The organism is Andreprevotia lacus DSM 23236 (genome assembly GCF_900176275.1).
In the GTDB taxonomy this organism is placed as follows: Bacteria; Pseudomonadota; Gammaproteobacteria; order Burkholderiales; family Chitinibacteraceae; genus Andreprevotia; species Andreprevotia lacus.
Genome location: NZ_FWXD01000002.1, coordinates 290,318 through 303,363, shown reverse-complemented (window position 1 = coordinate 303,363; position 13,046 = coordinate 290,318). Strand labels below are relative to the sequence as shown.

Genomic DNA, 13,046 nt, shown 5'->3' with positions numbered 1-13,046 from the left:
CGCAGCAAGCAACCGGCCTTGGTGCGTCAGGAGTTGTGGGGCGTGTTGATTGCCTACACCTTGTTGCGACGGCTGATGCGTCTGATGGCGGAGCAGCTGCAGGTGGCCCCGCAGCGAATCGGCTTTCATGTTGCAGCGATGGCGATCATCGATCTACTGCGCTTTGCGCCCTTGGAGTCTGCTGGAAACCTGCCTAAACGACTGGCATTGCTCTTTGAACAGGCACGGTTATTCGTGCTGCCGCCTCGGCGCGAGGGGCGGACTTATCCTCGAGTGGTCAAACGGCGTTCGGCGAAATACCCAAACAAAAATGCCAGTCAGGCTTAACTGACTGGCATTACGCGCGATGCGGGCTTTTTCGTTACGCACAACACTACATGTGATCAATACAGCTTGTAGGCCACATTGCTGTCGCGGTTCAGCCAGATCGGCTGTGTCAGCGGCTTGAGCGCCATGCCGTTCAGCGTGGTGGTCGTAGCCGCAGCCACCGGGATGCCCCACTGCGTGAAGAATGGGCTCAGGTCGTAACCGGCCACGCGGCTGGTTTCGACGATGAAGGACTGCTTCTTCGCGTCGTCGGTGCCCGGGCGCTGTGCAGCCGGCATGTTGCGGTAGTTGGTACCCAGCCTGGCATAGAAGTCCTTGCCAAAGGTCAGGTCCAGTTGCCAGAACATGGTGGCGCGCACGAACAGGTCGGACTGCGTGCCGAAGTCGCGCGTGGACTGGTTCAGATAGGCAAAGGTCTTGGTCCAGGTGCCGCCGGTTTCGTAGCGGCTCGGCAGGCCCAGCGCACGCTGTACATAGGCCGACGACAGGTTCACCGTCACTTCGGTCTGATCCGCCCAGGTGAAGGTCGACATCTGGTGCTGGTGGCCCAGCTCGTGCCACGGCCCCCAGCCATCGGTGGTCAGGGTCTTGGCATTGAGCACCGAACCGATAGCGCCGTCATCCGACGCACTGGCCATGCGGTACTGCCACGAATACATCCAGCCGGTGTACGGCGGCAATTCGACAAAGTGATAGCGGTGCGCGTCCGGCGCATGCGGCCAGGCATTGCCGGCCACGATGCCGTATTGCTCGTCTTCCAGACCAACGATCTTGTCCCACGCTGTCATCACGCCCACCGGGTCGGTAGCGAATTTCTTCACCTTGGCCATGGTGGCGGTCAGAATCATGCGCTTGCTGACCAGCTCGCCATAGGGCGCATCGCCATAGGTGGCCAGCATCTGCGTCCAGTCGGCAGCGCTGTGTTCGCCCAGCACGAAGCGCGGCATCACGCGGCCGCCCGACACCAGCTCAACCTTCATGTCGCCACCGGTCGGGTTGTTGAACACCGACACGTACACCGCACCGGCCTTGCTGGCGGTGATGGTGGTGCTACCCACGGCCAGCTTGGTCTTCTGGTCGCTGTCATAGCCCCAGGTGTCGTCGTCGATGCTGTGGATCCAGATTTCCGGCACCTGGCTCGGTGCTACGCCGCTGTAGTAGTAATTCACTACCAGTACGTCGCCCGGCTGCACCCAGTAACCGGTGGACTGGAAAGGCGTGTGGTTGAAGCTGCGCAGCTGCGCGGCACGCAAGGTGCCGACGTTGCCCGGTTGCTCCAGCGTGATGGCGCGCGGCGGCACGATGCCGGCCGACGGTGCCGGGGTCGGTGTAGCCGTCGGGACAGGCGTCGCAGTCGGCTTGGGCGTGGCGGTCGGCACCGGGGTCGAAGTCGGACGAGGTGTCGCCGTCGGAACCGGGGTGGCTGTCGGCGCCAGCGTCGGCAGCGGTGTCGCGGTGGGCGCAGGTGTTGCCGTCGGGGCCAGTGTGGGTACTGCGGTCGCGGTTGGCTTCGGGGTGGCGGTCGGTGCCGGGGTGGTCGCTACGGCCACTTCCTGCCATACGCCGTAGGCACCCGACTGCGCCGGGTTGTCACCACGCGTCCACCACTTGTTCTGGTATACCTTGCCACCGTAGCTGACGCGCGTGCCCGCGACGTCGTAAATGGTATTGGCATCCCAGCCAGCATAGCTGCCGGTGGCCGGCACGGGTGTCGCGGTTGCAGCGGGCTTGGGGGTGGCGGTGATGACCACGGTCGGAGCTACTGTTGGCGCCGCAGTCGGGCTGGCCGTGGGCGCGGTCGTCACGCCGGTGGCGGTGCCCAGCGGCAGCCACACCTTGCCGGTGCCGACTGCGCCGGAACTGGTCGCCGGGCTGTCACCACGGGTCCACCACTGCGCCTTGTAGTTCTGACCTTCAAAGGTCACGGTTTCGCCACCGTTGTAGGTGGTGGTGGCGCTCCACGCCGGATAACTGGCTGCGTGCGCACTGGCAACGGCAACGACGAGCGCAGCGGCGCCCAACAGTCGCGTTGCGTGAACGGACTTCTCAAACATGTCTCACTCCTGGCTTGGCATTATTTTTTTCCGATACATGCTGACGGCATCGGTGCCGCATCATATCGCGTAAATAAGCATGTAGCGATTTTCTAAATTTTCATTTTTGAAACACGCCGGCAGCACCCTGCAGCACTGCCGGCATGCTGCTGGATCAATCCAGCGATACGTTGACGCTGGTGGCACCACCCGGCAGGTTCAGCGGCGTGCCGACGACTTCACCACCGGTGCTGAGCTTGAACTTGCCGTTTTCGGCCGTGAACGCATAGTTGGCGCAAATCTCGTTGTGCCACTGGTTGTAGACAGCATCGCCATAGCCCTTGCGGATTTCCGTGGTCACCCCGGTGGACTTGTTGCGGTACTTCACGTTGTGGAAGTAAGCGGTGCGCGCGCTATTCGCGAGGCACGATGCCTTGGCCTCGCTCCAGTCCTCGACGAAGGCCGAGGCACCCGACGGCGTCACCGACGTCTGGTAGCGCATGGTGGCAAACAAGGTACGCGTGCCCACGCTCATGTCGGTGAAATACAGCGTGTAGTCGGTGCGGCCATCGCTGGTCGGCGCCACTTCCAGCTCGAAGCGGTAGGTGACATTGACCTGAGGCGTGATCGGCGCGTAGCACTTGATGCCGGTGCCCTCGCCGCCGAAATTGGAGCACGTGGCTATGCCCTTGTTCAGCACGACCGGGCTGACGCCATTGACGTCCCACAGCGAGAACAGCACCTGGCTGGTCTGGATGCCGGTGTAACCGCCGGGGAAGTTGATCGCCGAATAATACGTGGTCGGCGCCCAGCTCTGCGGTGTGACGTCCACACTGAAGCGGTCCCATACCGGCGAGCTCCAGTTGAAGTGGATGGAGTTGGCGCGGGTGCTGTGCGGATACGCCTGGCCGGTGATCTCGGTCTGGCTGCTGCTGCCGTCCTGATGCTGCACGCTGGCCTGCACGGTTTGCAGGCTGGCCTTGCCGGCCGTCCACCATGCACTGACCTGGCCGTTGCTGTCGGTCTTGTCGGCCAGCGGGAATACCCAGCCGCTGTCATTGCCGTTGACCGGCGTCCACTTCACCTTGCAACCGGCCAGTGCAGCGCCGGCACGCGTGACCTTGACGGTGATTTTTTGCGGCTGGTGCGTGTTGTTGCCAGTGGTTTCGTTGCTCGGGTCGTACAGGGTGGACGAATAGACCGAGCCGATGCGGGCCACGCCCGCGCTTGAGGTCACGGCGGTGACAATGGCGGCGTTGTCGCAGCTGTCGGCGCTTGGTACCGGTGTCGCTGTCGGTTGCGGTGACGGCACTGGCGTGGCCGTGGGGGCCGGCGTTGCGGTCGGCTTGGGCGTGGCAACCGGCGTTGGGGCCAGGGTCGGCACCGGCGTGCTGGTTGGGCGCGGCGTGGCCGTGGGCGCAGCAGTCGGAATCGCCGTCGGCGCAGGCGTCACCGCCGTGCTCACCAGCTGCCACACGCCATAGGCACCGGCTTGGGCCGGGTTGTCGCCACGCGTCCACCATTTGTTCTGATAAATCGCGCCGTTGTAGCTCACACGCGTGCCGGCCACGTCGTAGATCGTGTTGGCATCCCAGGCCGGATAGCCGCTGGCAGCCGGGCCAGGCGTGGGCGTGCTCACCCTGGTCGGCGCCAGTGTTGCAACCGGCGTTGCAACCGGTGCGCTGGTCGGCTTGGTGGTCGGCGTCGCCGCCGGCTGTGGCGTCGCTGTCGGCGTACCGGTGGCAGCGCCCAGCAACAGCCAGACCTTGCCCGACCCCACCGGGCCGGATGCGGTGGCCGGGCTGTCGCCCCGCGTCCACCACTGCGCTTGATAGTTGTTGCCGTTGAAGGAAACGGTTTCACCACCGGTATAGGTGGTGTCGGCGCTCCAGGCGGGATAGCTGGCCGCGTGTGCCGTTGCGGCAGCCGTTAAAACCATTGCACCTGCAAGCCCCTTGGCAAGGCTGAAGTAGTGCTGCATGACTCTCTCCGTCAGTTTTTTCTTGATTGCTGATATACGGACCGCTCTGCGGCGGCATTGTCGTGTCGTGTTGCGGGCGCGAGCTTAAAGGAGCGCCAATGAAAGTGCCAGATTGCCGACCAACGGTCAGCGCTTTGTCGCTTTCATAAAAAAGCCCTCCCCGAAGGGAGGGCTTTCATGCCTTGCTGCCGTATTACTGGCGAACCTGGCTCATGACGCTCATCAGCGAACCCGATGCATCGTCACCATCCAGCGACCAGCTGAACAGACCACCCAGGCCGTTGGCCTTCACGTAGTCGATCTTGGTCTGGATGACTTCCGGTGTGTCGTACGACCAGAAGGTGCTGCCGTCGAACTTCCACGACTGCTTGGTCACCGGGCTGACAAACACGTTGCCGGCGGCGCTCTTCAGTACCTTGTAGTCCTCGATGCCGGCTTCGTAAGTGCCCTTGGCCGGTGCGGTAGCCGGTTGGTACAGACCGTTGTTGACGTTCTTCACGCCAGTCCAGCCGCGACCGTAGAACGGCACGCCGACCACGATCTTGCTGGCCGGTGCGCCGGCTGCAACCAGATTCTTGATCGCGCTGTCGATGTTGTACTGCGCGCCCAGGCCCGGCAGACCGGTCTTCGGATCGTTGTAGTTCGGGCTGGCCGGATCAGCGTACAGATGGCTGTGGAAGTCGGTCGGACCGGTGGCTTCCCAGCCGCCGTGGAAGTCGTACGACATCAGGTTGATCCAGTCCAGCTGCTTGCTGTACTCGGCCGGATCGGTGTTGTCGATCTTGTCCTTGCCCGAGCCAATCGCCACGGTCAGACCGTAGTGCTTGCCGTCGGTAGCGCCGATTGCGTCAAGCTGCTTGCGGAACTCGGCCAGCAACAGCGTGAAGTTCTGCTTGTCGGCTGCGTTGACGGTGTTGTACGGCTGGCCGCCACCGCCCGGGAATTCCCAGTCGATGTCCACGCCGTCGAACACGCCGGCTGCCACGCCCGGACCACCGGCGTTGGAGCCTGCATCAAACGGCAGGTTGCCCTTGATGTAAACGTCGATACAACTGCTCACCAGCTGCTTGCGCAGTGCGTCGGTAGCAGAAGCTGCCGAGAACCACTTGGACCAGGTCCAGCCGCCCAGCGAGATGAATACCTTCAGGTTCGGGTACTTGGCCTTCAGCTGCTTGAGCTGGTTGAAGTTACCCTTGAGCGGGCCGGACTTGCCGTTGCGCGGGTCGTCCCACTGCGGCCAGCCCCAGGCGTCGCCCGGGAAGCCCTTCTGGTAGTCGGCCCATGCGTCGCCACCGGTACCGGCGGACGGATCGCTCGGATTGGTCGAACCCGATTCCAGCTTGTTGATGATGCCGCACTCGTAACCACCGTTCTTCTGGTAGATGTTGCCGAAGGCGTAGTTCAGGAAGGTCATCTTGGCTGCAGAACCGCTGCTGTCCACGTTGGTGACCTGATAGTTGCGGCCGTAGATGCCCCACTGTGCGAAGTAGGAACCCACCTGGCGGCCACCGGTAACCGGCGGAATGGTCGGTGCAACGGTCGGCTTGGTCGTCGGCGCAACCGTCGGGGTTGCCGTCGGCACGGCGGTCGGCGTTGCAGTCGGAACGGCTGTCGGTGTGGCTGTCGGTGTGGCTGTCGGTGCAACGGTCGGCTTGGTCGTCGGTACTGCAGTCGGCGTCGCTGTCGGTACGGCGGTCGGGGTAGCGGTCGGGGTAGCCGTCGGCGTAGCAGTCGGGGCTACAGTCGGCTTGGTGGTCGGTGCAACCGTCGGGGTGGCAGTCGGCGTGCCGCTGCACGGGCCAACGTCTTCCCACGGCAGGCCCGAGCCGGTGCTGCTCGACGGCACGTTGCCCTGTGTCCACCACTTGGCCTTGTACAGGCGGCCGTTGTAGGCCACTTGTGCGCCGCCGTTATAGGCAGTGCTGGTATTCCACTCGGCAACGGTGCAGCTGCCCGGGGTAGCCGTCGGCGTTGCGGTCGGTGCTACGGTCGGAGCGGCAGTCGGGGTTGCGGTCGGTACGCTGGTGGTGCTATCGGCCGGGCCGACGATCAACCATACCTTGCCCGAACCGGCCACGCCGGAATCGGTGGCCGGGCTGTTGCCGACGGTCCACCACTGGGCCTTGTAGTTGACACCCTGGAAGGTGACGATTTCGCCACCGGTATAGGTTTGTGTGGCGCTCCACGCCGGGTAGGTCGCAGCGTAGGCACTGGCAACCGCAGTCACCATCACCGTGGCGAGTGCAAAGGGCTTCAAATTCATCAGATGATCTCCAGATCTCTCTCTTGGCTTTTGAACCGGTTTTTGTTGTGGGTAGATCACGCAAAGCACGGTTCTAGGACAATGCGCGCGCTGAGTGTGCCAACAGACAATCCGGTATGCCAAGGCCCGGCCCGGGGCCCGAAAAAGGCAGCTGCGCCGTTTTTTACGCACAGAGAAAGACGCATGCGCGATAAGGACAACACCCTAAGGTGTGCGCAGCGCGATGCATGGCAACAAACAACTGCGCCATCTCGCCGCAAGCCTTGATTACAGGGACTTTTCCAGACAGTGCTGCTTTATTGCAAAGCCGCAAACGGACAAGGCGCCCCTGCCCCGCAGCACAACCCCTGCGCGCAGACAAACAAAAGCCCCCGCAACTTGGGCGGGGGCTTTTGTATCAAAGCTGACAGAATTACTTGTCAGCAAGGTGTCTCTTTTGTGTCACTTGCAACACCGGCCGGCAGGCAATTACTTGTTCTGCGTCGGGATCGCGTTGCTCGACCGCACCATGCGGTTGGCCGAATCGACATAAACCAGCGAGGGCTGGTGATTGGCGATCTCCGCCTCATCGTAGTGGGCAAAGGTGGCAATGATGAGCAGGTCGCCCACTTGCGCGCTGCGCGCTGCCGAGCCGTTCACCGAAATGATGCCGGAGCCACGCGCCGCTTTCAGTGCGTAGGTCGAGAAACGTGCACCATTATTGATATTCCAGATATCGATGGCCTCGAACTCGCGGATGTTGGCCGCGTCGAGCAGATCCTCGTCAATCGCACACGAGCCCTCGTAATGCAGCTCCGCGTGGGTGGCGGTTGCGCGGTGAATCTTGGACTTGAGCATCGAACGTTGCATGGCGAACCTCCGCCGGTCATATAAACGAGTTGGGGTGGCGATTATAGCGGCTTGATTTGCAAAGCCAAGTGCGGATTAACGCCATGATGCCGCACGGCGGCCTAGTCTTTGTAGACCAGACAGCCATCCAGCAGGAATTCGTGTGCGGCAATCTTCTGCCCCAGCTCCACCCGCTCGAAGTCCATGCGCTTGCCGTCCACCACCACCCAGGCTGGTATCGGCTTGTCCTGGAAGCGGCCGACCACCTCCTCGCCACGCACGACCTGTTGTGGTGCACGCACCGGCGCGGGCGCCGCAGCAACCGGTTCGGGGTCGACATTGCCTACCAGCGAACCGTCATCGGCGGTACGCTCGTGCTGTTGCACCGGCAGATTACGCAGATACATGCCGAACAGCCATGCCGGCACCACCACGCGGCGCACGCGCTTGTTCATGTCCACCACGCACGATACGCCAAAGCGCTCGCCACACTCGGGGCAATTGGCCTGCGCGGCAATGGCGATATGGTCATCCAGCAGCCGTGCAGTGCCCAGCATGTCCTTGGCATTGATCATGTGACCGCAGCGCACGCAGGGTTTGGAAAACTGCCGCACCTGCTCGCCGTTGCGAAAACGGATGGGCAATACGCGGCTAAGGGGTTGTTTCGGTAGCATGTTCAAAGTTAGTCCGTATCCACGCAGGCGTGCAAGCCGGCCGACGAACTGCGCCGGCCGCTGCCACACACTCAGATGGTTGCCATGCGGCAATCGACATTCAGTTCCAGATAGTCGATGGCCAGCCTTTGCAGTACGACCGTCGAGCCGGCCGGCAATTCCGGCAAGCCGCCCACACGCAGCACCAGCGGCATGCCGTCGATACGCACCAGGTTCTCCTTGATCACCGAACCGGAGAACTCCTTGATGTTCTCCTGCTCCAGATAGCGCAGGCACCAGTAGCGCTCCATCTTGTCCTGGAACTCGTTGTACGCCGCATAAGCAGTGTCAAACGAGCCGATGGCGGCAAACAGCTCGGCGTCGTTGCGGGCGTAGCGCGGCTTGTCGCCGCGTACCATGGCGAGCAATTGTTGCTGATTGATGAAATCGACCGCGCGGCGCAGCGGCGAGCTGGACCACGCATAGCAATCCACCCCCAGCCCCACGTGCGGGCCGGCCTGCGTGGTCATGCGCACACGACCTTGCGACTGTGTACGGTAGATGGCGGCGATCTCCGCCGTTTTCAAATCCTTGCCCCACTGGCTGTTGACGTGAATCATCATTTCCGCCACCAGCTTGTCCATCGGGGCGCCGCGCTTGCGCGGGATGATGCGCACTTGCTTGCTGCCGTCATCCAGCTTGTCGACATAGAAGCTGTAGTCGAGGCGTACCGGCGCATTCGGGTCGTCGGCGCGGCCACGGCGCGCTTCTAGCGCACCGGCCAGATGCCACAGAAAAGTCAGCTCTGCCTTCCACGGGTAGTCGCCGCCGTCGCGGCCGGCGGTGTCTTCGTTGAAGTGGGCCTCCACATCGCCGTGGCGCAGGTTAGCCGCCACCGGCACGCGCTCGATGGCCGAGCGGTGCGACAGGATGTCAAAGCCCGGGCCGACTTCCAGATACATCGAGACCGCCGGACGGGCGCTGCCCTCTTCCAGCGTGAACACGCGCACCGCGCTGTCGGGCAGCATGGTGATCTTGTCGCCGGGGAAATAGACGGTGGACAACCGCTCCAGCAGGTGCAGGTCCAGCTCGCTGCCCGGGGCGATACCCAACGTCGGCGCGGCAATGTGGATGCCCACCTGCGTATTGCCGTTGGGCAGCTTTTTCAGGCTGAACGCGTCGTCGATTTCGGTGGTGGTTGCGTCGTCAATCGAGAACGCCTGTACATCGGCCACCGGCAGGTCTTCCGGCGCACTCACTGGTTGGGTCGGCTCGAAATCACGCCCCTTCGGAAAGTATTCGAGCAGGAAACCATCCAGCAGATACTGCTCGACATCCTTGATCGCACCAGCCTTTTCCAGCAAACGGAGCGGCGACAGGTGCGCCTCGTCAGCGGCTTGCGCCAGCGCCTTCCATTCGATGCGGTTCTTGTCCGGGCGGTGCAGCAGGTTCTTCAGCTGCGCTTCAAATGCCTCCGGCACCTTGCCTGCCATCAGCTCGGCCTGCCAGGCTGCCATTTGCTCGGCCTCGCGCTGCTTGCGCTCCAGCCCGGCCTTGGCCGCTTTCAGATTGTCTTCCGGCGCTGGCTTGTAGTGCCCCTTGCCCTTCTTGTAGAAGTACATCGGGTTGCGCGTGATGGCGAACAGCACGGCGGCCTGCTGCGGTGCGCTCGGCTTCTCGCCGAAGTAATCGGCCGCCAGCTTGTCGAACGAGAACTCGGCCTGCTCGCACACTTCCCACAGGAAATCGGTGTCGATGTCGGTCGCCAGCGCTTCAGCCTCGCTCCACAGTGTGGCCGGGTCCGGGCGCTCGAAATTCAGCAGCACGTTGCTGGTCTTGACCTTGCTGCGCTTGCCGCGCACGTCTTCCACCATGAGGCTGGCCGGCTGGCTTTCCTTGACGGTGGCAACCTTGAAACTACCGTCTTCCTCGTAAAAAACGTGCATGGGTGTATCCGACAGAAAAGGGCGCGATTATACAACACCCCCCAAGGCAAACACTTGAAAAGCCGATGGAAAGAACAAGGCCCGGCATGGCCGGGCCTTGTTCAGTCTTAAAAGCACTCCAGCACGATCTTGCCTATGGTCTGCCCTGCCTCCAGCGTGGCATGCGCGCGGCGCAGGTTGGCGGCATTGATGGCACCATAGTGCTCGCCCACCGTGCTGCGCAGCGTACCTGCGTCGACCAGCTTGGCCACCTCGTTCAACAAGCGATGCTGTTCGATCATGTCTGCCGTCTGGAACATGCTGCGGGTAAACATGAACTCCTGCGAATACAGCGCGCTCTTGCTCTTGAGCAACTCCACCGGCACCGGCCGCGCATTCTCGACGATGGTGACAATGGTGGATTGCGGCGCGATCAGTTCGGCCAGTGCAGCAAAGTGCTGATCGGTATTGTTGAAGCACAGGATGTAATCAACATACTGATGCCCGAGCGAGCGCACCTGCGCCACCAGATCCTGCCGGTGATCCACCGTGGCATCGGCACCCAGTTGCTTGACCCACGCCTGCGATTCAGCCCGCGCTGCAGTAGCGATCACCGTCAGGCCGGCCAGTTGTTTGGCCAGCTGGATGGCAATCGAGCCCACGCCGCCGGCACCGCCGACGATGAGCACAGTCTTGCCAGCATCGGCGCCGCTCTTGCCGACGCGCAGGCGGTCAAACAAGGCCTCCCACGCGGTGATGGCGGTCAGCGGCAAGGCCGCGGCGCCCGCGAAATCGAGACTGGCCGGCTTGTGGCCGACAATGCGCTCGTCCACCAGCTGGTATTCGGCATTGCTGCCGGGGCGGGTGATGTCGCCCGCGTAGTAAACGGCATCGCCCGGCTTGAACAAGGTTACCTCCGGCCCGACGGCCTCGACCACACCGGCGGCATCCCAGCCCAGCACGCGCGGCGTCAGCTCGAACTTGGCCTTGGGGCTGCGCACCTTGGTATCGACCGGGTTGACCGCGATGGCCTCGATTTTCACTAGCAGGTCACGCCCGCTGGCTTCTGGCTTGGGCAGCACCACATCCAGCAGTGCATCGGGGTTGTCGATGGGCAGGTAATGCGTGAGGGCGACGGCTTTCATGCATGTTCTCCTTGATAGGCGGGGTAGCTGGTATAGCCGGCAGCATCGCCGCCAAACAGCGTGGCTGGCTCCAGCGCGGCCTGCGGCCAGCCGTGCAGCAGTCGCGCCGGCAGGTCAGGGTTGGCAACAAAGGGGCGGCCAAAAGCCACCAGGTCGGCCCAGCCGGCTTCCAGCACGTGCTCGGCGCGTTGTTCGTCGTAGCGGCCGGCAACGACGATGGCACCGCCAAAATGCTGGCGCAGCGCATGGCGGAAATCATCGGGGATTTGCGGTGCGTCGTCCCAATCGGCCTCGGACAGATGGATATAGGCCAGCTTGCCATCCAGCCACTCGGCAGCCAGCAAAATGGTGTCGACGATCTGCGGGTCGTCCATGTCCTTGAAGGTGATGAACGGCGCCAGGCGGATGCCGACCCGCTGCGGGCCGATTTCGTCCGTTACCGCGCCGACCACCTCCTGCAAGAAGCGCAGCCGTTTTTGCGGGCTGCCGCCGTATTCATCAGTGCGCTGGTTGCTGTTGCTGCGCAAAAACTGGTCGATCAGATAGCCATTGGCGCCGTGGATTTCCACGCCGTCAAAGCCGGCTGTGATCGCATTGCGCGCTGCGCTGCGGAAATCGGCAACGATGCCGGCGATCTCGTCCACCGTCAGCGCGCGTGGTTGCGGGGAATCAACCATCGCCCCCACGCCGTGTTCATCGGCCACCCATACCTGCGTGCCTTGCGGCTGGATGGCCGACGGCGCCACCGGCTGGTCACCGTCGTGAAACACCGGGTGTGATACGCGGCCCACGTGCCAGATTTGCAAAAAGATGCGCCCACCGGCGGCATGCACCGCATCGGTCACCTGCCGCCAGCCGGTAATCTGTGCCTCGCTGTGCACGCCGGGCGTGAACGAATAACCCTGCGCACCGGCGCTGATCTGCGTGGCCTCGGTGATGATCAGCCCGGCGCTGGCGCGCTGTGCATAGTATTGCGCCATCAGTGCAGTCGGTACATTGCCCGGCTGGGCACTGCGGGCACGCGTCATCGGCGCCATCACGATGCGACTGGGCAAGGGCAATCCGCCCAGAATGAACGGCGTAAACAAGCGGCGGCTCATAGCAGTGCTCCTGCTTCCAGATCGAGTACGCTGCCAGTCATGGCCGGCTGGGTCAGTGCCAGCAGGTAGAGCTGCGCCAGATCGGCCGGCTGCACCACCTGCCCGGCCGGCAAGTTGCCGGCAATGCCGGCCAGCTTGTCGTCCCGCGCGGCGCCGCTGCCCCAGATATCGGTGGCGGTCACGCCGGGCGACACCACGTTGACGCGGCGCGGCGCCAGCTCCTTGGCCAGATTGCGGCCGAGTGCCTCGGTGGCCGCATTCAGGGTGGCCTTGGTGATGCCGCCCACCGATGCCTTGCGCGACAAGACGCCGGAAGTCAGCAGGATGGACGCATCAACCGCCAGCCGGGGCAACAGCGCCTGCAACAGCGCGATGGTGCCGAAGAACTTCACCTCGAAGCCCAGCCGCCACTCGGCCAGATCGGCATCGGCAAACTTGGGCGAGCCGATGCGTGCGCCAGCGGTAAACACCACGTGATCGAACACGGGCAAGCCGGCCAGCAGGCCGGCAAACTGCGCCGGCGCGGCCAGATCGACCGCAATCTGCGTGGCGCCCGGCAGTGCACTGCCGCTGCGGCCGGCCACCGTCACCACTGCGCCCGCCGCCAGTGCGGCCTCGGCCACCGCACGGCCGATGCCATGCGTGCCACCCACTACCAAAACCTGTTTGCCTGCCAAAGTCGTCATGATCTGCTCCGTGTGTGTCGATGTGACATGGACTGCATGGTGCACCTGGATTTGGCAGCGAAAAAGCGCATAATCCTGAAAATATTTTCAAATAAATTTGAATAG

At 63.1% G+C, this 13,046-nt stretch carries 9 protein-coding genes and 1 pseudogene; 1 reads left to right on the top strand and 9 read right to left on the bottom strand.

The window, feature by feature from the left end:
* Positions 1–327, top strand: a pseudogene (locus tag B9A19_RS03060) (IS4 family transposase); the annotation flags it as partial.
* 56 nt (positions 328–383) lie between these two features.
* On the opposite strand, the gene B9A19_RS03055 reads toward B9A19_RS03060, so the two are convergent.
* The 9 genes from B9A19_RS03055 to B9A19_RS03015 all read right to left on the bottom strand — a co-directional run bounded on the left by B9A19_RS03055 (position 384) and on the right by B9A19_RS03015 (position 12,941).
* The gene (locus B9A19_RS03055; RefSeq protein WP_084089065.1) at positions 384–2,381 is read right to left on the bottom strand and encodes a M60 family metallopeptidase; all 1,998 of its coding nucleotides are present in this window, start codon (positions 2,379–2,381) and stop codon (positions 384–386) included.
* 154 nt (positions 2,382–2,535) lie between these two features.
* Positions 2,536–4,341 carry a DUF3472 domain-containing protein gene (locus B9A19_RS23235; protein ID WP_084089064.1) on the bottom strand — a complete coding sequence of 602 codons (1,806 nt, stop codon included), beginning with the start codon at positions 4,339–4,341 and terminating at the stop codon, positions 2,536–2,538.
* Between the two features lie 193 nt (positions 4,342–4,534).
* The gene (locus B9A19_RS03045) at positions 4,535–6,604 is read right to left on the bottom strand and encodes a glycosyl hydrolase family 18 protein (protein ID WP_245804247.1); all 2,070 of its coding nucleotides are present in this window, start codon (positions 6,602–6,604) and stop codon (positions 4,535–4,537) included.
* Positions 6,605–7,072: 468 nt separating this feature from the next.
* Positions 7,073–7,453: an aspartate 1-decarboxylase gene (gene panD / locus B9A19_RS03040; RefSeq protein WP_084089063.1), complete on the bottom strand. Its 381-nt coding sequence runs from the start codon at positions 7,451–7,453 to the stop codon at positions 7,073–7,075.
* A 101-nt stretch (positions 7,454–7,554) separates the two neighbouring features.
* Positions 7,555–8,106, bottom strand: a complete 552-nt coding sequence (locus tag B9A19_RS03035; RefSeq protein ID WP_139798620.1) for a hypothetical protein — start codon at positions 8,104–8,106, stop codon at positions 7,555–7,557.
* A gap of 71 nt (positions 8,107–8,177) precedes the next feature.
* Complete coding sequence (locus B9A19_RS03030; RefSeq protein WP_084089061.1) at positions 8,178–10,031, bottom strand: ribonuclease catalytic domain-containing protein; 1,854 nt, start codon at positions 10,029–10,031, stop codon at positions 8,178–8,180.
* A gap of 107 nt (positions 10,032–10,138) precedes the next feature.
* Positions 10,139–11,155 (bottom strand): zinc-binding alcohol dehydrogenase family protein, encoded by a 1,017-nt coding sequence (locus tag B9A19_RS03025; RefSeq protein ID WP_084089060.1) that lies wholly within the window; start codon positions 11,153–11,155, stop codon positions 10,139–10,141.
* A complete protein-coding gene (locus tag B9A19_RS03020; protein ID WP_084089059.1) occupies positions 11,152–12,255 on the bottom strand; it encodes an alkene reductase in 1,104 nt (367 codons plus the stop codon). Before B9A19_RS03020 ends, B9A19_RS03025 begins: the two co-directional genes overlap by 4 nt.
* Positions 12,252–12,941, bottom strand: coding sequence for an SDR family oxidoreductase (locus B9A19_RS03015; protein ID WP_084089058.1), 690 nt, complete (start codon positions 12,939–12,941; stop codon positions 12,252–12,254). Before B9A19_RS03015 ends, B9A19_RS03020 begins: the two co-directional genes overlap by 4 nt.
* Positions 12,942–13,046: the final 105 nt, after the last annotated feature.

Bases quoted from the DNA above. Each gene is read 5' to 3' on its own strand.
- B9A19_RS03055 (WP_084089065.1), bottom strand. From the start codon at position 2,381: ATGTTTGAGAAGTCCGTTCACGCAACGCGACTGTTGGGCGCCGCTGCG.
- B9A19_RS23235 (WP_084089064.1), bottom strand. From the start codon at position 4,341: ATGCAGCACTACTTCAGCCTTGCCAAGGGGCTTGCAGGTGCAATGGTT.
- B9A19_RS03045 (WP_245804247.1), bottom strand. From the start codon at position 6,604: ATGAATTTGAAGCCCTTTGCACTCGCCACGGTGATGGTGACTGCGGTT.
- panD (WP_084089063.1), bottom strand. From the start codon at position 7,453: ATGCAACGTTCGATGCTCAAGTCCAAGATTCACCGCGCAACCGCCACC.
- B9A19_RS03035 (WP_139798620.1), bottom strand. From the start codon at position 8,106: ATGCTACCGAAACAACCCCTTAGCCGCGTATTGCCCATCCGTTTTCGC.
- B9A19_RS03030 (WP_084089061.1), bottom strand. From the start codon at position 10,031: ATGCACGTTTTTTACGAGGAAGACGGTAGTTTCAAGGTTGCCACCGTC.
- B9A19_RS03025 (WP_084089060.1), bottom strand. From the start codon at position 11,155: ATGAAAGCCGTCGCCCTCACGCATTACCTGCCCATCGACAACCCCGAT.
- B9A19_RS03020 (WP_084089059.1), bottom strand. From the start codon at position 12,255: ATGAGCCGCCGCTTGTTTACGCCGTTCATTCTGGGCGGATTGCCCTTG.
- B9A19_RS03015 (WP_084089058.1), bottom strand. From the start codon at position 12,941: ATGACGACTTTGGCAGGCAAACAGGTTTTGGTAGTGGGTGGCACGCAT.